Origin of the sequence: Streptomyces africanus (assembly GCF_030816955.1) — a bacterium.
In the GTDB taxonomy this organism is placed as follows: domain Bacteria; phylum Actinomycetota; class Actinomycetes; order Streptomycetales; family Streptomycetaceae; genus Streptomyces; species Streptomyces africanus.
On record NZ_JAUSYP010000001.1, the window covers coordinates 5,693,452 to 5,716,059 of the forward strand.

A 22,608-nucleotide genomic window follows, 5' to 3' on the forward strand; every position below is an offset into this window, starting at 1 on the left:
TGTCTCCGACCGTACGCCCGTAAAGTTCAACGTTCAACCAACTCTGGGGTGTCCTATCTCACCTCACAAGGAACGGCCCGTATTACTCCGCGTCCGCCTCGTCCGCGGTCTCCTCCGCCAGCGCCGCGTCCAGCCGCGCCCGCGCCCCGTCCAGCCAGCGCCGGCACACCTTGGCCAGCTCCTCGCCGCGCTCCCAGAGCGCGAGGGACTCCTCCAGCGTCGTACCGCCCGCCTCCAGGCGGCGGACGACCTCGATCAGCTCGTCCCGCGCCTGCTCGTACCCGAGCGCCTCGGTCATGCCCGGTGTCTCATCAACCTCGCTGGTCATCCACCCACCCTATGTGTCCACTCGTACGGAGAACTCACCCTCGGAGACCCGCGCGCGCAGGGCCTCGCCGGCCGCCACCTCGCCGGGGTCGCGGACCGCGTGCCCGTCCGCCTTCTGGAGGACGGCGTACCCGCGCTTCAGGGTCGCGGCGGGGGAGAGGGCCACCACGCGCGCGTGCGTGTGCGTCAGCTCCGAGTCCGCCCGGTCGAGCTGGTGCCGCAGACAGCGCCGGCCCCGGTCGAGCAGGTCCGCCACATGGTCGGCGCGCTCGTCGATCATCCGGTGCGGGTCCTCTATCGACGGCCGTGCCAGCGCGTGGGCCAGCCCGCGCTCCTCCCGCTCCACCAGCGCCGCCACGCACCGCCGCGCCCGGTCCCGCAGCAGCCGCACCCGCTCGTACTCCTCGCCGACGTCCGGCACGACCTTCTTCGCGGCGTCGGTCGGGGTGGAGGCGCGCAGGTCGGCGACGTGGTCGAGGAGCGGGTTGTCGGGCTCGTGCCCGATCGCGGACACCACGGGCGTACGGCACTCGGCCACCGTCCGGATCAGCTGCTCGTCGGAGAACGGCAGCAGGTCCTCCACGCTGCCGCCACCGCGCGCGACGATGATCACGTCGACGTCCTCGATCGCGTCGAGCTCCTTCACGGCCTGCACGACCTGCGGCACGGCGTGCACGCCCTGCACGGCGACGTTGCGCACCTCGAAGCGCACGGCGGGCCAGCGGTGCCGGGCGTTCTCCAGCACGTCCCGCTCCGCCGCCGAGGCCCGTCCGCAGACCAGCCCGACGAGCTGCGGCAGGAAGGGCAGCGGCTTCTTCCGCTCCGGCGCGAACAGGCCCTCGCGCGTGAGGGCCTTCTTCAACTGCTCCAGGCGCGCGAGCAGCTCACCGACCCCGACGGGCCTTATCTCGGCCGCCCGCAGCGACAGCTGCCCGCGCGGGGCGTACCACTCGGGCTTCGCGAGGACGACGACCCGGGCGCCCTCGCTCACCACGTCCGCGACGGCGTCGAACACCTGCCGGTAGCAGGTGACGCTGACCGAGATGTCGTACGAGGGGTCCCGCAGCGTCAGGAACACCACACCGGCGCCCGGCCGCCGCGACAACTGCGTGATCTGCCCCTCGACCCACACCGCCCCGAGCCGGTCGATCCAGCCCCCGATGAGCCGCGACACCTCACCGACGGGGAGCGGGGATTCCGGAGACGTGTTCACAGCCATGCCGCGAGCGTAGTGGCCGCCGCTGACAACACACCTCACCCACCCGGCGACGCGGGCTGGTGCCCCGCACCGCGGGGCGCACCGTGTCCCGTCAGTCTCCGCGGGGACTCCACACGGATGCGATCTTCGACGCGCCGAACGCGGCCTTACGATGGGACGCATGTCTGCTTCGCCTGGCCGCCGTGTCCTGCTCGCCGCCCCCCGTGGCTACTGCGCGGGTGTGGACCGCGCCGTGATCGCCGTCGAGAAAGCGCTGGAGCAGTACGGCGCTCCGGTCTACGTCCGGCACGAGATCGTCCACAACAAGTACGTCGTGCAGACCCTGGAGAAGAAGGGCGCGATCTTCGTCGAGCAGACGGAGGAGGTGCCCCCGGGGAACATCGTCATGTTCTCCGCGCACGGCGTGGCCCCCGTCGTCCACGAGGAGGCCGAGCGCGGCCGCCTCGCCACCATCGACGCCACCTGCCCGCTGGTCACCAAGGTCCACAAGGAAGCCGTCCGTTTCGCCAACGAGGACTACGACATCCTCCTGATCGGCCACGAGGGGCACGAGGAGGTCATCGGCACCTCCGGCGAGGCCCCCGAGCACATCCAGCTCGTCGACGGGCCGGGCGATGTGCAGAAGGTCGAGGTCCGCGACCCGTCCAAGGTCGTCTGGCTCTCCCAGACCACGCTGTCCGTCGACGAGACCATGGAGACCGTCGACGCCCTGAAGGAGAAGTTCCCGCAGCTCATCTCCCCGCCCAGCGACGACATCTGCTACGCCACGCAGAACCGCCAGCTGGCCGTGAAGCAGATGGGCGCCGAGTCGGACCTGGTGATCGTGGTCGGCTCCCGCAACTCCTCCAACTCCAAGCGGCTCGTGGAGGTCGCCAAGCTCGCGGGGGCGCGCGCGGCGTACCTCGTGGACTTCGCCGACGAGATCGACGAGGCCTGGCTGGAGGGTGTCTCCACGGTCGGCGTCACCTCGGGCGCCTCCGTCCCCGAGGTCCTGGTCGAGCAGGTCCTGGAGTGGCTCTCCCAGCGCGGCTTCGAGGACGTCGAGATCGTCAAGGCGGCCGAGGAGTCCATCACCTTCTCGCTGCCCAAGGAGCTGCGTCGCGACCTGCGCGAGGAGGCGACGGCGCTGGCCGCCGCGCGCCGCGGTGCCGGAACCGGTGAGGATTCCGGGGAGTGATCGGGGAGTGATCGGGGAGTCGCCGGGCGGGGTTCGCCATCAGGCCGGTGACTGTCCGTCCCTCGTCGTAACGTAGGGCCATGCAGATCTTCGGCGTGGACATCGGCGGTTCCGGGATCAAGGGTGCCCCGGTGGACCTGGACAAGGGCGACCTGGCGCAGGAGCGCCACAAGGTCCTCACCCCGCAGCCGGCCACGCCCGACGGGGTGGCCGACGGCGTCAAGCAGGTCGTCGACCACTTCGGCTGGACGGGCCCGGTCGGGGTCACCTTCCCGGGCGTGGTCACCGACGGAGCGACGATCCGGACAGCGGCGAACGTCGACGACAGCTGGATCGACACCGACGCCCGCCTGCTGCTCGGCGAGCGGCTGGGCGGACTGCCGGTGACGGTGGTGAACGACGCGGACGCGGCGGGCGTCGCCGAGATGCACTTCGGCGCCGGCCGCGACCGCCGGGGCACGGTGATCGTGCTCACGTTCGGCACGGGCATCGGCAGCGCTGTCTTCGTCGACGGCGTCCTGGTCCCCAACACCGAGCTGGGCCACCTGGAGCTCGACGGGCACGACGCGGAGAAGCGGGCCTCCAGCAAGGCCCGCGAGGACCACGACATGACGTGGGAGCACTGGGCGGTGCACCGCGTGCGCACGTACCTCGCCCACGTCGAGATGCTGTTCTCGCCGGAGCTGTTCATCATCGGCGGCGGCGTCAGCCGCAAGTCACAGAAGTTCCTGCCGCACATCGAGGGCATCAAGGCGGAGATCGTCCCGGCGCAGTTGCAGAACAACGCGGGGATCGTGGGGGCGGCGATGCGGGCGGCGGGGCACTAGGGGGTCACCCCGGCGGACGCGCCCCGGCCGCCACCCGTCGCCGTTGCATCAGCCGAACACGCCGGACGATCACGATCAGCCCGGCGACGAGCGTTCCGCCGTACAGCCACCCGGCCTGCGTGGCGAGCGCCGTCACCAGGCCCATCAGCTTGCCGCCGGCCCCACCGTCGCCGTCCGCCACCGGCAGCAGCCCCACGGCGAACGCGATCGGCACGACGACGGGCGCGGTCATCAGGTCCCCGCGGCGCACCCAGACGGCGGTCAGCACGCACACCGGCAGGTACAGCACCCCGTACGCCGTCAGCGACGCCCCGAACAGCACGGCGCAGAGCCCGCCGAGCAGGAACATCACCAGGGCGCAGAACAACCCGCTGCCCAGCCCGGTCAGCCGGGGGTTCGGCAGCCTCGCCGCGGCGGGTGCCGGAGCGGGGGCGGACCGCCCTACGGCCTGGGGGCGGTGCTGCGGTCCCGCCGGGGGGCGGCGCTGCGGTCCCGGCTGCCGGACCGCTCGCACCGCATCGCCGCTCGCTCCTCGTCCCGCCTGCGGCGGCAGGGACGATCTCGGCCGGTCACGTCGCGGTCCGTACTGGGCAGGTCGCGTCCTGTATCGCTCCACTGCACCAACTTAGGTCGTTCAATATGCCGAATAGGCCTTCAGACACGCCGTGGATCGAGGTCTGGGCAAGCGTTCGATACGCCGCCGGGGCGGTTCCGGGTACGCCGTAGACTGGTGGATCGGCCGGTCTCCCGGCCCCCTGCCCTCTCCACTCACGGGAAGTCGCAACGTGTCGCTCACGATCGGAATCGTCGGTCTGCCGAATGTCGGCAAGTCGACCCTGTTCAACGCCCTGACCAAGAACGACGTGCTGGCGGCCAACTACCCGTTCGCCACGATCGAGCCGAACGTCGGCGTCGTCGGCGTCCCCGACCCGCGGCTCGGCAAGCTGGCCGAGATCTTCAAGTCGGAGCGGATCCTCCCGGCCACGGTCGACTTCGTCGACATCGCGGGCATCGTGCGCGGCGCGTCCGAGGGCGAGGGCCTGGGCAACAAGTTCCTCGCGAACATCCGTGAGTCCGACGCGATCTGCCAGGTCATCCGTGCCTTCAAGGACGAGAACGTCGTGCATGTCGACGGCAAGGTCTCGCCCAAGGACGACATCGAGACGATCAACACCGAGCTGATCCTCGCCGACCTCCAGACCATCGAGAAGGTCCTGCCGCGTCTCCAGAAGGAGTCGCGGATCAAGAAGGACATCCAGCCCAAGGTCAAGGCGGTCGAGGAGGCCAAGGAGATCCTGGAGAAGGGCGACACGCTCTTCGCGCACGGCATCGTCCAGGGCAGCGAGCGCGCGGAGCTCCTGCACGACCTGCACCTGCTCACGACCAAGCCCTTCCTCTACGTCTTCAACGTCGACGAGGACGAGCTGACCGACGACGACTTCAAGAACGAGCAGCGCGCCCTGGTCGCCCCCGCCGAGGCCATCTTCCTCAACGCCAAGCTGGAGGCGGACCTCGCCGAGCTCGACGATGACGAGGCCCTGGAACTCCTCCAGTCCGTCGGCCAGGAGGAGCCCGGCCTCGCGACCCTGGCCCACGTCGGCTTCCGCACCCTCGGCCTCCAGACCTACCTGACGGCAGGCCCCAAGGAATCCCGCGCCTGGACCATCAAGAAGGGCGCCACGGCCCCCGAGGCCGCCGGCGTCATCCACACCGACTTCCAGAAGGGCTTCATCAAGGCGGAGGTCATCTCCTTCGACGACCTGGTGGAGTCGGGCTCGGTGGCGGAGGCCCGCGCGAAGGGCAAGGCCCGCATGGAGGGCAAGGACTATGTGATGCAGGACGGGGATGTCGTGGAGTTCCGCTTCAATGTCTAGCCGGTGACTCAGCACCACTTCCATGATCTGGCAACGTGCAGGTCAAATGGGGTCTGGCTCTTCGGGGACAGGCCCCTTGATTTTTACCGTGCTGGATAGGTGCTGGATTTCTGACCTGTCGTCACCTGTCACTACCCCTGCTCATCCCTATCGTGCTGGATTTGTGCTGGATGCCGACGGAACGCGCGGGCGCCACGGGCGTGAGTGCGCGGCCACCCGAGATCACCGGCAGTGTCGTGAGCCTCGCCTCGAAGGCGAGGCCGAAGCCCGCCATGCATTGGCCGTACAGCCGCTCCCCGCCCGCCAGCGCCGCCTCCAGCGGCCCGCGCACCTTCCGCTGGCCGACAGGTGCGTCGATGTCCTCGCGGTGCACCCTGCAGGCGTACACCGCGAACACGAAAACTGGGCCCGCCCCGGCCCGCAGGGCCAAGCGGCATATTCAAGCCTCAGCGCCTGCACGCGGACAACGCCGCCGTCCTCGCTGGTGGTGTAGAGGTTCCTCAGCTGGGCCCGCAGGGGCGGGTGGTCACCTCGCGAGCGGACGGTCCTGCACTGTGGGTCGGAAGGCGCCGAGCAGGGGGCAGTCAACCCACCCCGAGTACCATTCCTGCGAGGTTTTCCGGTCGGCGCTGTGCAAGGTGGCTTTCCTGCGCGCGCTTCGGGATTGCGGCACCCGGCGTCGACACTTCGAACAGTAGCCCGCAGTGACGCAGCCGTAGAGGGCGTTCGTACAGAGAGGATCGTGGGGAATGGGCGTGGTGGAGAGCTGGTCCCGCGTGATGAGTCTTCTTCAGGAGCACGCCCCGGCCGATCATGCGGATCTGCCCGGGCCGGCCACGGAACAGATGCTAGCGGCTGCCGAGGAACGGATGGGCATCCCACTTCCTCGGGAACTGCGGACGTGGCTGTTGCAGAACAATCTGGATCTTCCTGAGGAAGACGTGGACGATGATGTGGCATGTTGCGGTTTCGCCGGGTTTCCGGACGAGGGGATGTTCTTTCTGGGCATCCGGGCGATAGAGAGGCTCTACGCGAACCACTCCATGCCTGGTGGGGTCAACCCTCCGGATCAGCCGGACAATCCGTTCTGGCGCAATGATTGGATCCCGTTCCTGTCGGACCAGGACGGCTGGACGGGAAAGTTCATCGACGTGCGGGACGGCCGTATCGGCAGGTGGGTCGTGGGTGAGATCACGACCACGGGCGAGTACGCGTCACTGGCTCACTATTTCGACTCCGTGGCGGAAATGGTGACGAAAATCGCCGATGGAAGTCATCCGACCTGCTCGGTCGCCGAAGGACGACTCGTCTGGGCGTGAAACCAAAGTGCCCCCCGGTTGTTCCGGGGGGCACTTCTCATTGCCCGGTTATGGTGTGGGCGCGGTGAATCCGGCCAGGTCGAGCCAGTAGTCGTCGTCCTCCATCAAGCGTTGTTCCTTGATGAAGTCGCCGAACGGCCGCATCGACTGGGTGTTCTGCCAGTTCGACATCGAGGACCGGCCGCAGGGCTCCTTCCAGGTCGGTGCCGGGGCATCAGGACGCAGGTGCAGCGTCATGGTGTCGTCGGCGTTGCGCCTGACATAGGTCTGTATGCATTCCTTGCCGCTGTACGTGACAGGGTTGGGGCCTGCGGAGTTTCCGGCGCTCTGGAAGGAGTTGGCGAAGGCGAACTCGTCACAGCTCTTCGAGTCGGTACGTGTCGCCCCTGCCTCCAGGGTCCACATGTCACTGAACAGACCGGTGTCCGGGTAGGTCTTCCACTGCCTGCTGCAGATGAGCTGCCGGTTGCGGTCCGACTGAATCTTCCCGGAGCCGTCGACGGACATCTTGTTACCCAGGTAGGTGAGCGGCTTGCCGCCGTTGCGGTTGCCCCAGTCGATGTTGGTCTTGCGCCACATCATGTCGATGTGTGCGGCGGCCCCCGGGAACCTCTTGGAGTTCATGACGTACGTCGGGTCGTAGCCCGAGAAAACACAGCCGGTGCCGGCATTGGGGACCTCGCTGTCGCAGCGGATGTCCAGCTTGGCCTTCTCGACTTCGAGCGGATTCGCGATCGGAGTGGTGTTGGCTGTACCGCCGAAGTACCAGTACGGGGTGATCGTGTTCTTGGTGGCGCCGCTGGGCGTCCACTTGAACCGCGTGGTGATGGTCCGCTGGATCGTGTCGCCCTTCTTGAAGATCTTCGACCCGTCCCAGGTGACGCTGGTGATGTTGCAGTACCCGCGGCACTTGGCCTGGTAGTCCAGGTTGACCGTGTTCATCACACCGCTCATCGACTTCAGCCGGACCGTGGTGACCTGGGAGAACTCATCACTCGCCGCGTCGAGGTAGATCGTGTTGTAGTAGTCGAAGGACGCGTTTCCGTCCGGTGTGCTGTTCGTGTAGTGATTCACCCAGAGCTCGTCGTGGAGACAGCTGTTGGTGCGCTTGCGGGTGATGGAAAGGGACACCGTCGAGCACGACGCGGTGCTCATGGTCGTCGCCGTCGGCGCCGCCTTGGCGGTGCCGGCCGAGGACCCGCTGACCTCGGGGAAGAGGCTGTCGCTGATGTCCTCGCCGGGCTCGATCGGCGCCGGGTCCGGTGCGGTCGGGTCGACCGTCATGCTGCCGGTCATCTTCTGGCCGTTGTACGTGCCCGGGACGAACGCCAGCGCGTCGAAGGCGATGTCCGCGCTTCCGCTGCCGCCGTTGAAGTTGTCGAGCCGCACCTCGGGGATCTGGTCACCGAAGTCGTAGGCGCCCAGGTCCACCCACTTGTTGGACTCGTTCGCCGTCTGCGAGATGGCCACTTCCTCTTCCCCGGCAGGGGTCTGGATCCGGTAGACGGCGTTGGAGGTCTGCGCCCCGTGGTCGGGGATATGCGCGAAGATCTTCGCCTGGCGTGTGGTGTTGGTCAGCGGAGCGTTCAGCTTCCACGTGGCCGTGACCTTCATCCGGTTGGCGTTGGCCGGGTAGGACTCCGGCGAGCGGGTGTGCGTGAACCAGAAGTGGTTGCCGTAGCCCGCGCCGATCTGGTGCGTGTCGATCTTCCCCGGATACGTGGTGACGGTCGTCGGGTTGTCCGTCCCGTCGTTGGTGAGATCCATCTGGGTGTCCCACGGGACGAACGTGAAACCGAACGTGCCGCTGGATTTCACCGCCCCGCATCCGCGGTTGGCGCCGACTCCTGCGGGTGTGGTGCCGTCGGGCAGGTCGTCGACCACCAGAGCGTTGGTCGGCAGGTTGGTGGTGGAGCAGTTCGGCGGGTACGAGCCGGCATCCGCCTGCTCGCCGTAGGAGGTACTGAAGCGGTGCACGCCGTTGCCGCACTCGGCGAGCCGTTCACAGTCCTTCCACTGCTCCTTGGTGATCTTCTCGTGCCACCAGCAGTGGAGCCAGTGCGGGTTGGTGTCGCTGTCGCCCGAGTCGAGGGTGCAGGCGCCCAGGCCCGGGTCGTTGGAGTCGTTGTCGCCGATCTTGGACGGGTCGCAGTAGTTCGACGCGTTGCAGAAAAGATCGACGGGAGGCTTGGCGTTGGAGCGGTCCTCGTTGGTGGTCCACCACGCGGGACGGTAGCCCGCCTGGAAGTTACCGGGCGCGAACATCGCCGAGATCGGGCGGGCCGCCCAGCCGATCACCTTCTCCTGGTACGGCCAGTCCTGCGGGGTGCGCGGCATGGCTGTAGTCGTCACCGGAAGGGTCGGACGCGTTCTGCAGGAACGGGACGCGGTTGGCCTTCCACAGCGGGTTGGCCGGGTTGTTGGTCCAGCCGACGCCCCGGTGGCCCTGTGAGTCGGCGGTGTCGTAGAAGCCGGAGTTGTATGCCCACAGGGCGAAGAACCAGTTCTCGATCCACTTGGGGTGGCCGCCGTTGATCGTCATGCCGGCGTTGTAGGTCTGGTTCCACTTCTCCGACAGGATCCGCACGCCGGCGGCGATGTTCGCCGTGTAGTCCAGGGCGACGGCTTCCTGCGCGAGGGTCGACAGGGCGGTCTCGCCGGGCTTGGTCTTGCCCGCGAGGCGCATACCGTCGGTGGCCTGGGTGATGCCGTAACCGCAGTCGGCGTCCGCCCAGTTGATCCGCCAGGGGTCGAGCTGCTCACCGTCGGCGGCGTAGTCGACACCGTAGTAGTTGCCGATCAGGGAGTTGGAGGTGACACCGGGCACGGCAAAGCGGGTGGCCTGCCACATGTTGGACTCCTGCGCGGTGATGCCGAGCATCACCTGCGCGGGAATGTGCCACTTGTCGGTGACATCGGGGTCCTCGTTGTCGAGGGTGCCGTTGGGGTCACCGGCGAGCACGGTCGGCGGGAAGAGGCCCTGAGGCTGGTAGCCACCGGTCCCGGTGTTCTTCCAATTCGCCTCGCGGTAGAAGTCCAGCTCGCCGACGACGGCCTGGTCCACGGCCCACTCGACCTGGCGCGGGGTGGGCTGGAAAGCCTGCTTCTTCGCATCGTTACGGGCTACCGCGCAGTAGCGTTCCCCGGTGCCTTCGCTGGGGTTGTCGGCCTGTGCGGTGAGGGCCTGGGTGCTGACGGTCTGCGTGGACAGGCCGTCTTCGCTCTGCTTGCCTGTGTCCGGGCCGGACTCGACCGGGCCGCCGGTGGGCAGGGCGGGCGACAGGACACGCCCCTGGGTCTCGTCGCCCACGCGGTGGGCACCGGGACGCAGATCGAGGGTCACGGACCTGCCGGACTCCAGCATGCGCAGGACAGTACGCGCGGGGCGGGGTTTGGCGGCGTCCTCCGGGTTGACCAGGGTGGTCTTCCCGTCGGACCACGTGGTGGTCAGGGCTGCCCGGGCGTGGCTGGAGATCGCTGCGCCTTTGGGGAGTTTGCCGGGATTGTGCAGCCGCTTGGGCAACGTTCTGGACGTGGCGGCACCGGTGACGAACACCTCGCCGCGTGCCGAGCGGGTCAGATCCCAGGCTTCGAGCTTGCCGGATACGACGGTGACGGGCTCGGTCTTCCGGCCCTTGTCGACCTTGGCACGGTCGAGGTGCTTGGCCCAGCTGGTCGGCGTCTTGGACGCCTTCTTGTCCAGCTCGCGGTCGATGAAGGTGATGCCGCCATCGGCGTCGGCGGTGATCTCGAACGGCACCGTCGTGGTGGACGCCAGTGTCTTCTCGGCCGTGCCGTTGATCCGTACCAGCCTGTTGCCGTGCGCGGCGACGATGCCCGCGTCCGTGGGGATGGCCGAGGTGACCGCGCCTGCAAGCGTGACCGGCTTGGACTGTTTGCCGGTTGCCGCGTCGACGGTGATCAGGCGGGTCTGCTGCTTCTTGTCACCGTCGTGGCTGAGCTGAGTGAACACCGCCTTCTCACCCTGGCCGCAGCCGGGCGAGAAGTAGGCGAGCGACGACTGGAACGGCAGCTTGGTGACCTGGCCCGACTGAAGATCGACCACTGCGGTGAATGCGCCGCGCACCATCAGCTCGGGCTTGTTGGTGAACATACGCGGCGCGTACGAGACGGCCGCGTACTTGCCTGACCCGGTGACGCAGTGGTTGCCGATCCAGGTGTCCGAGGCGAAACCATCCTCGAACAGGCTGGCTATCGTGCGCAGTTGATAGCCGTCCTTCTCCTTGCCCGCAAGGAGGTGGAAGCCGGTGCCGTCGCCGGTCGTGGTGACGGCGGTGTCGGCGGATTCCGCGTAGCCCTTGCCGAGCAGGCCGGCGCGGTCCTTCGCGGGGATCGCGGAAGGCTTCAGGGAGAGCTTCTTCTGCTCCGGTGCGGCATCATTCCAGCCCTGCGCCGCACCCTTGGGCGGCTTTGGTTCCTCGGCCTGTGCGGGCAGGCTCAGCGGTATCGCCAGCACGGTGGCCACCGCGAGGGTGAGCGGCACGCGCAGGCGCATACGTTTCTGTCTCAACTTCGTTTCCTCTTCGGTTACTTGACAGCCTTGGCGGCTGCAAGGGCCTTGCTCATGCGCGTCTTGACCGCGGCGAGCTGGTCCTTGTTCTCCTCGATCAGCCGCTTCTGGACTGCCGACTCCTCCTTGAACCAGACCTCCACCAGACGGGTCTGCTTCTTGCAGTCGATGTCGTCCAGCGCGAGCTCGATCGCGTCTTCGGTGGTGCCGTCGCCGTTGGCGTAGCCTTGCTCCATGGCCCTGTACGGGTCCGCGGCGGACCGTCCCTGCTTCTTCATGCAGGCCGACCAGTCTTTGATGGCCTTCTTGACCGGCTTGTGCGACCGGGACTCGGAGAGGCTTGTCGAGGCGAGCTGTGAGACATAGCCCGCATCCGACTCGTTCAGCTTGATCTGTCGCTTCGACCATCCGGCGCAGCCACCCTCGTGCAGCTTCTTGCCCTGGTACTCGGCGCGGGCGGGTTCGGAGTCCGCACCGGTGAAGTACGGCCCGTCCCCCTCGGCACCCTTGGGCGGAAGGAACTCGGGCTTTGTACGCCCGGTCAGCACCTCGACCTCCACACCCGAAAGCCCCTTGTCGACAGGCTCGGTGCTCCGGGTCAGCTCCTTCGGCAGCCCGTACCCGTACTTCTCCGCCCGGGTGCGGTCGGTGATGCCGTAACGGGCCTCGATCGAAATGGCGTTGCTGTGCGGCGGCGGGTTCATACCGGGGCGCGGCAGGTCGACAGTGAGCCCGTACTCGGCCATGCACCGCGTCTGGAGGGTGCGGAGCGCGGTGTCTACGGTGACCTGATCCGCGTACGAGGACATATAGGCCTCAAGCGGCAGCTCCAAGCCTTTGACCAGCCCTGAAGCAGGCCTCTCCGCGGGCCAGTTGCTCCGGTCGACCGGGGCGCGGTCCTTCGCCGAGCTGGAGCCCGATCCGGACGACGAGCATGCACCGAGAGATATTGCCGCGAGCATGACAGCTGCTGCGATGGTCGTGGGCTTGAGGACGCGCACGGGCTTTCCTTGTCTACATGAAGTGCTGGGGGAGAATGCTGTCGTTGTTCAACTGGTCCAGCGGGCGTCGAAGACGGCCCGGGTGATGTCCCCCGGGCTTGCAGCGCCCCGACCGTTGTGCGTTGCCACGGCGGCGACGGCGAGGTCTCCGCTGAATGCGGTGAACCATGCGTGATCTGCCCGTCCCGTGCCCTGCGCCGCGATGCCGGCCATGGAGCCGACGGTGTCGGTTGTGCACCGGCGGGATTTCCACGGAAACGGGTACCGCCGCGCGTCAACCCACAGGTGAGTGCGGTGACGCGCGGACAAGGAGGCGGGGCTAGTACCTCTTGTGGGATGCGTTGTTGTTCTTCAGCTCGGGCACGAGGTTTTGCGCCATGCCGCCGTAACCGCCGCAGGAGCCGTAGATGGCCTGGGAGATGCTCTGGTAACCAGAGCCCCAGTAGACCCGGTTGTAGACGCCGCATTCGGCGTTCGCAATGGAAGCGGCGTTGTTCTTGAGGGGTGTCCCGTCTCCGCTGTCAGTGGTGCAGGTGCCGGGAAGCATGCCGTAGTGGAACACCAGGCGGACCAGGGTCGCCCCGTTCGGGGAGTAGCCGTAGTGGTCGGGGACGCTCCTGTTGGAGATGTAGCAGGAGCCCTGTCCGGAGTTGGTGGTCGAGCCGACGCTGTTGTAATAGAGCACGAAGCAGTAGTTGTTGCCGCTGGAGGTGCAACCGTCCGACTCGTAGGAGGTGGCGGCCTGCGCGGGCTGGGCGCAGAAGATGCCTGCGGCGAGGAGCAGGGCGGCTGCGAGCGACCGGATCAGGTTGCGTATGGTCGGGGTCACTTGTCACTGCCTTCCGAGATCACGCGTCGCGCGGTCGTCTTGACGGTGTTGGTCCGGGCGAGTTCGGCTTCGAGAGAGGTCTTCTTGGCAGCGATCTGCTGGTTCTGGATGGCGGTCTCCTCCGCGGACCAGACCTTGATGAGGCCGGTTTCGCCCTTGCAGGCGACGTCGGCGGTGGCCACCTCGATCTCCTCTGCCGACGCCGTAGGCGTCGACAGGTCGAAACTGGCAGCGGGCTTGTACGGATCGTCGAACGCGTGGCCCTTGTCCTTCATGCACGCCGCCCAGTCATCGATGACCTTTTGGACGCCGGGCTGCTTCAAGGACAAGGTCATGCTCGACGCGTTGACTTTCGATGCGTCCTCGCCCTGTGCGAGGTGCCCGAGCTGACGTTCCGTCTCTCCGCGGCACCCTCCCTGGGGAACGGTAACTCCGTTGTATGTGCCGCCCGAGAGCTCCGGCCCGGCCCCGAGGAAAACGGCTTCCTCCGCCCCAGCGGCCGGCTCCCATGCCGGCGGCTCTTCCAGCTGCTCCGGCGGCAGGTGGTAGCCGTATTTCGCCGCTTGCGTCGCGTCGGAAGCCCCGTATCGCCTGGGCATGTTGGCGTCGTTGAACTCAACAGGCGGGTTGACCCCCGGAATCGGAGGGCTGAACTTCTCGAAGCCGAATCGAGCCATACAGCTCATCCAGAGGTCGCGCTGAGCGCGCTGCCAATCCACGACGTCTGTGTAGCCGACGAGATACTTCTCCACCGGCAGGGACAGTCCCTTGGCAAGGCCGCGCTCGGGAGTGCGACTGGGCCACTTGCTCTCGTCGACAGCGTTTGCTGCCACCGTCTTCGGTGAAGGCTCATCCTGTGCCGCCCCACCCCCGCCGGCCGAGCTCACCGCAACACCGGTAGTGAGTGCGGCTGCTGCGAAGACGCCGGCAAGCGCTTGCCGCTTACGCATGAAGTAACCTTTCAATGCCTTTGCGTGTGCATGACATGTAAAAGTTATGTCAGATCCCTTCACGGTGGCCACACAAAGATGATCACGGGATGGCAACGACTGGTCTGGCCCTTGCGGGCCGCAGGATGCGCAGCCGACGATGAAGCGAGTGAGGCGGTTCGGCGGGGATGGAGCAGCCAACTGGGGCAACAAAGAGGAGCGTTCGTGCCCAGAACCACCGTGTGGGGCGCGGTTGCCGCCGTGACTCTGGCAATGTTCGGTGCGTCGTGCGGCGTCGGCTCTGACTCCGACGATCCGGGCGGCACCCCGGCTGTCGCCGGCCGGCCGGCCGGCAGTGCACCCACCGCCGAGCCTTCGCCGCCACCGATACCGACTGCAACGCCAGTCGAGAAGGTCCGTGACGCCTTCGCCGGACTGCAGGCGACCTTGGATGATTCCTGTACGCCCGCCGACTGCGCCTACTTCCTGCGCCGCATCTTCGACGAACTCCACCGCCTTGACGGCGCCATGAAGGCATCTGAGAAGGGCCCCAGCCACTTCGTCGAGCCGATCAAGTTGATCAAGGAGCTCGACACGCAAGTCGGCAGCGATCAATCCTTCGAAAACCTCAAGGAACACCAGGACGCATTGATCGCCACTCGCAACAAGATCAACACATGGATGCAGGGCCACCCAGACGACTACCGCTGATGCAAGGCGCCGGCTTTGGCCACAGTGCAGCGCATTGGTGACTCGGTGCGGACGCTTTCGCCGACAAGGTCGAGAACGACAAGAGGCCGGCATTCGCTTCGATCCTGAGCGAGGGCTTGTGCCATTGCGGGCCTGGGCTCACGAGTGGCTGGAGCGACGGGGCATCGGTGAGTCGACGCGCCGCAGCTACGAAAGGTTCATCCGTAACCACCTCGTGCCGCGCCTGGGACGGAAGATGCTGGCCGGGCTGGCGCGGCGCGACTTCGAGGAGTTCGCCAAGGACTTGCATGCCTCCGGTGCAGGGCTGGCGGTCTCCACGGTCAATGATCGGATGGTGATGGTGGCCGCGATGCTCGAGGCGGCCGTCGTTGACAAACGCATCCCGGACAGCCCGCGCGCGGCGTCCGGATATCCCGGGCGGCCCCGTGCGCGGTGGACGAGGACGAGATTTCCACGCTGCGCGAGGTCGATCTGATCGCGGAGCGCATCGCCCCGCAGTACCGGCTCGCGGTCTATCTTCCGACGGGTACCGGGTACCGGGTACCGGGCAGCGCCCCGGCGAGGCCCTGGCCTTCTCGACAGAGTGCCGATGGTCTGGTTTCGTCAGGATCCGTTGGCAAGTCAGCGCCAAGGCTCGCCGTGATGACTGCCGCACGGTCTTCGTGCCGCTCAGGCGCCGGGCGGAGGGTGAGTACCGGGACGTCCCGGTAGCCCCGTTTGTCGGCCAGGAGATCGATGACCACCTGTCGCGGTGGGAGCCGGTGCCCGTGGCCTTCACCGAGCTGCGCGGCAGACGACGGCGTCTGGAGGTCTTCTTCGCCCCGCGTCAGCGTGGCAAGGGCGTGATGCCCACCGCCTCCACCTACGGCTACCACTTCAGGAAGGCGTCCGTGTCGGCCGGCCTGGTCGATGTGGACGGCAAGGCCGAGTAAACGCCCGGCCGTATGCGGCACTTCTTCGCCTCGACCGCACTGGCGAACGGCGTACCGATCCGCGAGGTCTCGCGCCGGCTCGGCCACAAGTCGATCAAGGCCACGTGGACATCTACGGCCACCTTGTCGCCGAGGCGTGGGACTGTTGTCGAGACATCATGCAGAACGCCATGCGCCCGGTGGTCGAGGACTCGGAGGAGTCTGTTTCCGCGGCTTGACGTGCTGGATGTGCTGGATCAGTCCCGACGGTGCTGGATCGGTGCTGGATACGATCACTCGAAGGAACGTTTCCGCAGGTGGGAGCGCTGCATTGAGCATTCCGGTTCAACGTGTAGCGGGTGGCTCATAAGCACGTCGCTGACCTGGTAAACGACCAGGTCGAAAGGGGTCCGGCCTTTCGGGGGCGGGCCCCTATCAGCGCAGGGTCTGGGCGGCGTACAGCATGCCGACGGCCGTGGCGAGGGTGCCGAGGAGGAGGCGCAGGGCACGATCGGGCAGGCGGGGCTGGAGGCGGGCGCCGAGGTAGCCGCCGATCAGGCCGCCCGTGCCGCAGGCGAGGCCGAGCCACCAGTCGGGGGCGACCTCGCCGGAGCTCATAAGAGACAGCAGCGCGTAGGCGGTTGCGCCGACGAGCGACGTGGCGAACGTGGCGGCGAGCGCGGCCGGGGCGACGCGGGCGACGGGCAGACCGCGTCCGACGAGGACCGGGCCGAGCAGGGAGCCGCCCCCGATGCCGTAGATGCCGCCGACCACGCCGACCGCCAGCGCGAGGCCGGTCAGCGTGCGCGGGGCCAACTCACCCGCGGGCGACGGCCGGCGGCGTGCCGGGGCGAGGGCGCGCAGGAACAGCCACAGGCCGAGCGGCAGCAGCAGGGCGGCTGCCAGGAGCCGGAAGACGCCCGGGCCGGGGAGGGCGAAGACCCGGACGGTGGCGCCGAGGACGACACCGGGCAGGGTGCCCAGCACCAGGCGCCGGGCGAGGTCGCCGCGCAGCGCGCCGTCGTGCCGGTAGCGCCACAGGGCTCCGGGTCCGGCGACGACGTTGTACAGCAGGTTGGTCGGGGTGACCGCCGGGTTGGGCACACCGAAGACGCTCAGCTGGACCGGGAGCAGGAACACCGCGCCGGACACTCCGACGGGGGCGGTCACGGTCGCGATCACCAGCCCGGCGGCCAGCCCTCCCCACACGGTCCAGTCCACTGTCGCCCCGCTTCCCCTGGCCCTTCGAACGTCCGGTCAGTATCAGCGCCCCGGAGGGCTACGGGGATGGTGTGCAACGAGATGTTCATGAGCGGCCGGCGTGAGCGTCGTCGTCGGAGCGGTGTCCCGGCCGGGGCGGAGCGGCTCGGCTACTCCCGGCCCGTGACCCGCCGGCAGGCCTCCGCGTACGCCCGGACCAGCGGACGTCGCCCCTCCTCCCGGCGCCAGGCCAGGACGTAGCGGCTGGGCGTGACACCGCGCACCGGGCGGGCGGTCACGCCGCCCAGGGTGAGCAGGGGGACGTTGCCCGCGGCCACGAGGCACACGCCGAGACCTGCGGTCAGGGCCTCGTACGTCTCCTCCGTGCTCGCGATCTCGGCGCCGATCCGGGGAGGGCGGCCGTCGCGGGCGTCCAGGGCCAGCCAGAAGTCGCGCAGCGGGCCCGTGCTCCCGGGCAGTGCCAGGAACGGCTCGTCGAGCAGGTCCGCGAAGTCGACCTCGGCGCGGCCGGCGAGAGGGTGCGTGTCCGGGAGAGCGACCATGAGCGGTTCCTCGGCGACGACCGTCCAGTCGTAGCGCTCCTGGCCGGGCAGCGGCAGCCAGACGAAGGCCACGTCGGCGGCGCCGTCGGCGAGGCCCGCGGTCGGGTCCTCCCAGTTGACCTGCCGCAGCCGGATGTGGGTCTCCGGGTGGGCGGCCGTGAAGCGGGAGCGGATCGCGGGCAGCAGGCCGCCGCGGACCGGGCTGGTGCTCATGCCCACGACCAGCGTGCTGCGCTGCGCCGCCCGGGCGGTGTCCAGCGCGGCCGCGCCCACCTCCCACGCGTCCAGCACCCGGCGCGCGTGCGGCAGCAGTGCCGTACCGGCGTCGGTGAGGGCCACGCCGTGCCGGTCGCGCCGGAACAGCTCGATGCCCAACTGCCGCTCCAGGGCCCGGATCTGCTTGCTCAGCGCGGGCTGCGACACGTACAGGCGCTCGGCGGCGCGGGTGAAGTGCAGTTCTTCGGCCACCGCCACGAAGTAGCGCAGGTCGCGCACATGAACGTCCAGGGTCATAGCCATTGGTTATCACCAAAAGTCTTGGACCGGGCGGCGGGCCGGGCGAGAGGGTGGTCGGCGTAACGACACGAGGACGTGACGACACGAGGTCGTGACGACGAGGTCGTGACGACACGAGACGGGGAGCTGTCATGAACAAGGTATGGCTGATCACGGGTGCGAGCAGCGGTTTCGGGCGGGCGATCGCCGAGGCGGCCCTCGCCGCGGGCGATGTGGTGGTCGGCGCGGCCCGGCGCCCCGAGGCGCTGGACGACCTGGTCGCCGCCCACCCCGACCGGGTGGAGGCACTGCGCCTGGACGTCGCCGACACGGGCGCCGCCGAGGCCGCCGTACGGGACGTCGTGGCGCGGCACGGGCGGATCGACGTCCTGGTCAACAACGCGGGCCGGACCCATGTCGGTGCCTTCGAGGAGACCACCGAGGAGGAGCTGCGGGCGCTGTTCGAGGTCCACGTCTTCGGCCCGGCCGCCCTCACCAGGGCCGTGCTGCCTTACATGCGCGAGCGGCGGTCGGGCGCGGTCGTGCAGATGAGCAGCATGGGCGGGCAGCTGTCCTTCGCGGGCTTCTCGGCGTACAGCGCCACGAAGTTCGCCCTGGAGGGCATGTCCGAGGGACTCGCGGACGAGGTCGCCGAGTTCGGCGTCAAGGTGCTGATCGTCGAGCCGGGCGCCTTCCGCACGGGCCTGTTCGAGACCGGGCGGGCCGGCGCCAGTGCGGACAGCGGCGTGTACGGCAAGGTGCGCGAGACGCGCGGCTTCGTCTCCGGTGGCGACGGCACCCAGCCCGGCGACCCGGCCAAGGCCGCCGCCCTCATCCTGGCAGCGCTCGACGCCGACTCCACGCCGCTGCGCCTGCCCCTCGGCGACGACGGAGTCAGCGCGGTCCTCGGCCATCTCGACCAGGTGCGCGACGAGGTCCTGGCATGGGAGAAGCGCTCCCGGGCCACGGGGTTCGACGACTGACCGTCGCCCCCCTCGCACACCCGCGACTCCCGACCCTCGGACCGTGCTGCGCCGCGGACGTCCCGCCGATGAGTTTCCGGTGGTCGTGCGGTCTACCCCACGACGAAGGGAGCACACCATGCGCAAGATCATCGTTTGCACGTTCCTGACGCTGGACGGCGTCATGCAGGCGCCGGGCGGTCCGGACGAGGACGCCGAGAGCGGCTTCGAGTACGGCGGCTGGCAGAAGCCGGTGACCGACGACGAGGTCGGCGCGGCCATCGCCGGTTGGTACGAGCATTCCGACGCGATGCTGCTCGGCCGAAAGACGTACGAGATCTTCGCGTCGTACTGGCCGACCGCCGATCCGGACAACCCGTTCACCGGCCGGATGAACAGCATGCACAAGTACGTGGCCTCTCGGACCCTGACGTCCGTCGAGTGGCAGAACTCCACGCTGCTGGAGGGCGACGTCGTCGATGCCGTACGCGAGCTGAAGGCGTCCGGCGACGGCAACATCAACGTCGTCGGCAGCGGCGACCTCGCCCAGACCCTCGTGCGGCACAGCCTCGTCGACGAGTACCGGCTGACCATCCACCCGGTGATCATCGGCACCGGCAAGCGGCTGTTCGCCGACGGGGCGATCCCCACGGCACTGGAGCCGGTCAGCGTCTCGACGACGAAGGGCGGCACCGTCGTCGGCGTCTACCGGCCGAACGGCAAGCCCAGCTACGACAGCTACTAGACCGCCGAAGCCCTGGGCCGGCCTGACCGCAGGGCAGGCGGCTCCCCGGAACGGCCGGCAGCGCACCCGAGACGACGCCGACACCCGCTTCGACGACCCGTGCGGGGCGTCAACACCTCGTCTTCCAGGAGAAGAAGGACGTCGATGCCGTTCGTGCCGCGCACCGTGGCCACCGTCACCGCGCCGCCCGGCGGCCGCGCGACCGCCACGGCGTCCAGCCCGGCGAGCGTGCGGGTGAGCCCAGCCCGGTCATGGCCGCGCCACGGCATCAGGTCACTCGCGGCGTCCGGTGCGTGCTCTGGGGCCCCGGCCGAAGGCTGGGGGAGTGCCGGCCGGAAGCCCTCGTACTGGGCGTACTCGGGGTTTCGGCCGGTGCGGCGAGAGTACGTGCCGGGCGTCGCGCGGCAGGCGCCACTTTCGCAACAGGCCTCAGGAAGGCCGGCAGCGGCCAGACCCCGGCCGCCGAGACACCGTGCCCGCGCGGATCCCCGACGCCCAGCGTGCCGTCAGGCGGTTCACGGCCCGTGTCGATGTCTCGATCGTCTGCATTCCACCCCCGCCACCCCGCCGCTTACGATGCCCCAGCCGTACATCCGTTCCGCACGGCCGCTCTCTCCCACCGCCTCAGCCAGGAGCACCGTACCCGTGTCGACACCCCCGCCTCCCGGGAACCAGCAGCCCCGGGACCCGTACGGCCCGCCGCCTGCCAACTGGCCGCAGCAACCCCAGGGCTACGGCCCTTATGGCCTCACCGGCCGTCCGTACGGAGCCCCGGTCTCCGTCAACGCGCTCGCCGTCGCCGCGCTCGTGCTCGGCGTGCTCTGCTTCCTGCCCGCTGCGGGGCTCGTGCTGGGGCTGATCGCGCTGCGGCAGATCGGGCGGAACGGCCAGAGCGGCCGGGGGCTGGCGATCGCCGGGGCCGTGCTGTCGTCCGTCGGGATCGCGCTGTGGGCGGTGACGCTGTCCACGGGTGTGCTGTCCGACGCCTGGGAGGGGTTCAAGGACGGCGCGCAGGGCAACGAGAGCCTCTCGCTGGAGAAGGGCGACTGCTTCGACGCGCCCGACGGTCTGGAGGGCGACACCTACGACGTCGACCGGGTGTCCTGCGCGGGCAGGCACGACGGTGAGGTGTTCGCGGTCGTGACACTGCCGGGCGGCGCCTTCCCGGGCGACGCCGAGATCACCGACATCGCCGACGAGAAGTGTTACGCGCTCCAGGACCAGTACGCCATGGACTCCTGGGCGATGCCGGCCGACGTCGACGTGTACTACCTCATGCCGTCCCGGGACAGCTGGCGGTACGGCGACCGCGCGATCAGCTGCGTCTTCGGCAACAGCGACGCGAAGGCCAAGCTGACCGGCTCCCTGCGCGGCGACCCCACCACGCTCGACACCGACCAGGTCGTCTTCCTGTCGGCGGCCAACGCCGTCGACGCGGCGCTGTACGAGGAGCCCGAGGACACCCCCGAGGACGACCTCGCCGGCCACCGGGCCTGGGCCACCCAGGTGCACGACGTGCTCGGCGAGCAGATCGAGGCGCTGCGCGGCCACTCCTGGCCGACCAAAGCCCGGCAGCCCGTCGCCGGCCTGGTGAAGGACCTGGAGGACGCCCGGGAGGAGTGGGCGAGGGCGAGCGAGGCGGACGACCCGGACTCGTACTCCGCGCACCACGACAAGGCCTACGCGTACGTCGACGGCCCGTCGACCGTCACCGCCCGCAAGGCCCTCGGGCTCGCGACGGCGCCGCCCTCCCCGGGCGAGACCGAGGGCGGGGACTCCGACGCCCAGGTGTGACGGCGGCTATAGCGGGGAGAAAGTGCCTGCGTAAAGCCCTCGGAGCCACCATGTCATCACATCGAGTGATTCTCTGGCCTTTACTTGCACCGCACAACCTACGGTTGCCACGCTGTTGCTGTCTGTACAACCTGATGGGAGCGGCCAGTGACATTCGGTGAGCAGCCGGCGTACCTGCGCGTCGCGGGTGATCTCCGCAAGAAGATCGTCGACGGTCAGCTCCCTCCGCACACCCGCCTCCCGTCGCAGGCCAGAATCCGCCAGGAGTACGGCGTCTCGGACACCGTCGCCCTGGAGGCCCGCAAGGTGCTCATGGCGGAAGGCCTGGTCGAGGGCCGATCCGGCTCGGGGACGTATGTGCGCGAGCGGCCCGTGCCCAGGCGCATCGCCCGCTCGGGATACCGCCCGACCGGCGGGGCCACGCCGTTCCGCCAGGAGCAGGCCGACGGCGAGGGGCGCGGCACCTGGGAGTCCAGCAGCGAGCAGTCCGAGGCCAGTGTCGCGGTCGCCGAGCGGCTGGGTATCGAGCCGGGCGAGCGCGTGATGTGCACGAAGTACCTCTTCCGTGAGGGTGGCGAGGCGATGATGCTCTCCACCTCCTGGGAGCCGCTCGCCCTCACGGGCCGTACGCCGGTGATGCTGCCGGAGGAGGGGCCGCTCGGCGGCATGGGTGTCGTCGAGCGCATGCGCGCGATCGACGTGATCGTGGACAACGTCACGGAGGAAGTGGGCGCCCGCCCCGGTCTTGCCGAGGAACTGCTCGTCCTCGGGGGCGTCCCCGGCCATGTGGTCCTCGTCATCCAGCGCACGTTCTACGCCTCGGGCCGCCCGGTCGAGACGGCCGACGTGGTCATCCCGGCCGATCGGTACCGGGTCGCCTACCACCTTCCGGTCAAGTAGCGAACGCTCACTTCAGCCCCGCGGCGCGCCCCCCGCGCGCCCCGCTCACACGATCACGGCGACAGCCGTCCCCGGCCGGGGTGGCCCGTACCCCTGAGCCGTCCGTCGTTCTCCCAGGTCGGCGGCGGCGTATGCGGTATGCCTCCGGCCGGGTGCGTCGAGGTGTGCGCAGGGCGCGTTCGTCGCCGTGCGCCCCCTGTGTTCTGGCCGGTTGCGTACCTCTTTGTGAAAAGTCGTATTCGCTGCGTGAAGGTTAGGCGTAGGCTCGGGCATATGCGCATTGCGGTTTCCTTA

Annotated in this window: 20 protein-coding genes and 3 pseudogenes; 12 read left to right on the top strand and 11 right to left on the bottom strand. The window is 68.7% G+C overall.

Translation table 11 applies throughout. The features are described from left to right. Positions 1-82 precede the first annotated feature (82 nt). Together QF034_RS26555 and xseA are read right to left on the bottom strand one after the other, a co-directional pair. On the bottom strand, positions 83-328 hold the full coding sequence (locus tag QF034_RS26555; RefSeq protein WP_020275876.1) for an exodeoxyribonuclease VII small subunit: 246 nt from the start codon (positions 326-328) through the stop codon (positions 83-85). A 9-nt stretch (positions 329-337) separates the two neighbouring features. Further along, entirely contained in the window at positions 338-1,546 is a 1,209-nt protein-coding gene (gene xseA / locus QF034_RS26560) for an exodeoxyribonuclease VII large subunit (RefSeq protein WP_037672267.1), read from the bottom strand. A gap of 151 nt (positions 1,547-1,697) precedes the next feature. On the opposite strand from xseA, the gene QF034_RS26565 reads away from it, so the two are divergent. Together QF034_RS26565 and ppgK are read left to right on the top strand one after the other, a co-directional pair. Then, positions 1,698-2,723 (top strand): 4-hydroxy-3-methylbut-2-enyl diphosphate reductase, encoded by a 1,026-nt coding sequence (locus QF034_RS26565; RefSeq protein WP_307177306.1) that lies wholly within the window; start codon positions 1,698-1,700, stop codon positions 2,721-2,723. An 80-nt stretch (positions 2,724-2,803) separates the two neighbouring features. Beyond that, positions 2,804-3,550 (top strand): polyphosphate--glucose phosphotransferase, encoded by a 747-nt coding sequence (gene ppgK, locus QF034_RS26570; RefSeq protein WP_307177307.1) that lies wholly within the window; start codon positions 2,804-2,806, stop codon positions 3,548-3,550. 4 nt (positions 3,551-3,554) lie between these two features. On the opposite strand, the gene QF034_RS26575 is transcribed toward ppgK, so the two are convergent. Then, positions 3,555-4,166: a DUF6542 domain-containing protein gene (locus QF034_RS26575; protein ID WP_307177308.1), complete on the bottom strand. Its 612-nt coding sequence runs from the start codon at positions 4,164-4,166 to the stop codon at positions 3,555-3,557. 169 nt (positions 4,167-4,335) lie between these two features. Between QF034_RS26575 and ychF the strand changes: the two genes are divergently transcribed. Beyond that, positions 4,336-5,424: a redox-regulated ATPase YchF gene (ychF, locus tag QF034_RS26580; RefSeq protein ID WP_306964068.1), complete on the top strand. Its 1,089-nt coding sequence runs from the start codon at positions 4,336-4,338 to the stop codon at positions 5,422-5,424. A 209-nt stretch (positions 5,425-5,633) separates the two neighbouring features. On the opposite strand, the pseudogene QF034_RS26585 reads toward ychF, so the two are convergent. After that, positions 5,634-5,857: pseudogene (locus QF034_RS26585) on the bottom strand (hypothetical protein); the annotation flags it as partial. Positions 5,858-6,173: 316 nt separating this feature from the next. On the opposite strand from QF034_RS26585, the gene QF034_RS26590 reads away from it, so the two are divergent. Beyond that, a complete protein-coding gene (locus QF034_RS26590; protein ID WP_307177309.1) occupies positions 6,174-6,743 on the top strand; it encodes an SMI1/KNR4 family protein in 570 nt (189 codons plus the stop codon). 48 nt (positions 6,744-6,791) lie between these two features. Here the strand turns inward: QF034_RS26590 and QF034_RS41745 are convergent. The 5 genes and pseudogenes from QF034_RS41745 to QF034_RS26620 all read right to left on the bottom strand — a co-directional run bounded on the left by QF034_RS41745 (position 6,792) and on the right by QF034_RS26620 (position 14,054). Then, positions 6,792-11,259, bottom strand: a pseudogene (locus QF034_RS41745) (golvesin C-terminal-like domain-containing protein). Positions 11,260-11,291: 32 nt separating this feature from the next. Beyond that, complete coding sequence (locus QF034_RS26605) at positions 11,292-12,275, bottom strand: hypothetical protein (protein ID WP_307177312.1); 984 nt, start codon at positions 12,273-12,275, stop codon at positions 11,292-11,294. Positions 12,276-12,323: 48 nt separating this feature from the next. Then, positions 12,324-12,488 carry a hypothetical protein gene (locus QF034_RS26610; protein WP_307177313.1) on the bottom strand — a complete coding sequence of 55 codons (165 nt, stop codon included), beginning with the start codon at positions 12,486-12,488 and terminating at the stop codon, positions 12,324-12,326. A 106-nt stretch (positions 12,489-12,594) separates the two neighbouring features. Next, complete coding sequence (locus tag QF034_RS26615) at positions 12,595-13,104, bottom strand: hypothetical protein (RefSeq protein WP_307177314.1); 510 nt, start codon at positions 13,102-13,104, stop codon at positions 12,595-12,597. Next, on the bottom strand, positions 13,101-14,054 hold the full coding sequence (locus QF034_RS26620) for a hypothetical protein (protein WP_307177315.1): 954 nt from the start codon (positions 14,052-14,054) through the stop codon (positions 13,101-13,103). The genes QF034_RS26615 and QF034_RS26620 overlap by 4 nt, the downstream gene beginning before the upstream one ends. 204 nt (positions 14,055-14,258) lie before the next feature. On the opposite strand from QF034_RS26620, the gene QF034_RS26625 reads away from it, so the two are divergent. From QF034_RS26625 to QF034_RS26640, 4 genes and pseudogenes are all read left to right on the top strand, one after another. Continuing rightward, entirely contained in the window at positions 14,259-14,744 is a 486-nt protein-coding gene (locus QF034_RS26625) for a hypothetical protein (protein WP_307177316.1), read from the top strand. Positions 14,745-14,862: 118 nt separating this feature from the next. Beyond that, a pseudogene (locus tag QF034_RS26630) lies at positions 14,863-14,970 on the top strand (hypothetical protein); the annotation flags it as partial. A 9-nt stretch (positions 14,971-14,979) separates the two neighbouring features. Next, positions 14,980-15,219 carry a hypothetical protein gene (locus QF034_RS26635; RefSeq protein ID WP_307180121.1) on the top strand — a complete coding sequence of 80 codons (240 nt, stop codon included), beginning with the start codon at positions 14,980-14,982 and terminating at the stop codon, positions 15,217-15,219. Positions 15,220-15,511: 292 nt separating this feature from the next. Next, positions 15,512-15,676: a hypothetical protein gene (locus QF034_RS26640; protein ID WP_307177317.1), complete on the top strand. Its 165-nt coding sequence runs from the start codon at positions 15,512-15,514 to the stop codon at positions 15,674-15,676. A 414-nt stretch (positions 15,677-16,090) separates the two neighbouring features. Here the strand turns inward: QF034_RS26640 and QF034_RS26645 are convergent, their stop codons facing one another. Both QF034_RS26645 and QF034_RS26650 read right to left on the bottom strand, forming a co-directional pair. After that, a complete protein-coding gene (locus tag QF034_RS26645; protein ID WP_307177318.1) occupies positions 16,091-16,876 on the bottom strand; it encodes a sulfite exporter TauE/SafE family protein in 786 nt (261 codons plus the stop codon). Between the two features lie 149 nt (positions 16,877-17,025). After that, the gene (locus QF034_RS26650) at positions 17,026-17,937 is read right to left on the bottom strand and encodes a LysR family transcriptional regulator (RefSeq protein WP_307177319.1); all 912 of its coding nucleotides are present in this window, start codon (positions 17,935-17,937) and stop codon (positions 17,026-17,028) included. Positions 17,938-18,065: 128 nt separating this feature from the next. Between QF034_RS26650 and QF034_RS26655 the strand changes: the two genes are divergently transcribed. The 4 genes from QF034_RS26655 to QF034_RS26670 all read left to right on the top strand — a co-directional run bounded on the left by QF034_RS26655 (position 18,066) and on the right by QF034_RS26670 (position 22,314). Continuing rightward, on the top strand, positions 18,066-18,896 hold the full coding sequence (locus tag QF034_RS26655; RefSeq protein ID WP_307177320.1) for an oxidoreductase: 831 nt from the start codon (positions 18,066-18,068) through the stop codon (positions 18,894-18,896). A gap of 118 nt (positions 18,897-19,014) precedes the next feature. Further along, positions 19,015-19,620 carry a dihydrofolate reductase family protein gene (locus tag QF034_RS26660; RefSeq protein WP_307177322.1) on the top strand — a complete coding sequence of 202 codons (606 nt, stop codon included), beginning with the start codon at positions 19,015-19,017 and terminating at the stop codon, positions 19,618-19,620. 645 nt (positions 19,621-20,265) lie between these two features. Further along, positions 20,266-21,414, top strand: coding sequence for a DUF4190 domain-containing protein (locus QF034_RS26665; protein WP_307177323.1), 1,149 nt, complete (start codon positions 20,266-20,268; stop codon positions 21,412-21,414). A gap of 147 nt (positions 21,415-21,561) precedes the next feature. Beyond that, entirely contained in the window at positions 21,562-22,314 is a 753-nt protein-coding gene (locus QF034_RS26670) for a GntR family transcriptional regulator (protein ID WP_307177324.1), read from the top strand. Positions 22,315-22,608: the final 294 nt, after the last annotated feature.

What these genes read in the sequence shown, in the direction of transcription:
- QF034_RS26555 (WP_020275876.1), bottom strand. Translation starts at nt 328, where the DNA reads ATGACCAGCGAGGTTGATGAGACACCGGGCATGACCGAGGCGCTCGGG.
- xseA (WP_037672267.1), bottom strand. Translation starts at nt 1,546, where the DNA reads ATGGCTGTGAACACGTCTCCGGAATCCCCGCTCCCCGTCGGTGAGGTG.
- QF034_RS26565 (WP_307177306.1), top strand. Translation starts at nt 1,698, where the DNA reads ATGGGACGCATGTCTGCTTCGCCTGGCCGCCGTGTCCTGCTCGCCGCC.
- ppgK (WP_307177307.1), top strand. Translation starts at nt 2,804, where the DNA reads ATGCAGATCTTCGGCGTGGACATCGGCGGTTCCGGGATCAAGGGTGCC.
- QF034_RS26590 (WP_307177309.1), top strand. Translation starts at nt 6,174, where the DNA reads ATGGGCGTGGTGGAGAGCTGGTCCCGCGTGATGAGTCTTCTTCAGGAG.
- QF034_RS26610 (WP_307177313.1), bottom strand. Translation starts at nt 12,488, where the DNA reads ATGGCCGGCATCGCGGCGCAGGGCACGGGACGGGCAGATCACGCATGG.
- QF034_RS26620 (WP_307177315.1), bottom strand. Translation starts at nt 14,054, where the DNA reads ATGCGTAAGCGGCAAGCGCTTGCCGGCGTCTTCGCAGCAGCCGCACTC.
- QF034_RS26635 (WP_307180121.1), top strand. Translation starts at nt 14,980, where the DNA reads ATGCTGGCCGGGCTGGCGCGGCGCGACTTCGAGGAGTTCGCCAAGGAC.
- QF034_RS26650 (WP_307177319.1), bottom strand. Translation starts at nt 17,937, where the DNA reads ATGGCTATGACCCTGGACGTTCATGTGCGCGACCTGCGCTACTTCGTG.
- QF034_RS26655 (WP_307177320.1), top strand. Translation starts at nt 18,066, where the DNA reads ATGAACAAGGTATGGCTGATCACGGGTGCGAGCAGCGGTTTCGGGCGG.
- QF034_RS26660 (WP_307177322.1), top strand. Translation starts at nt 19,015, where the DNA reads ATGCGCAAGATCATCGTTTGCACGTTCCTGACGCTGGACGGCGTCATG.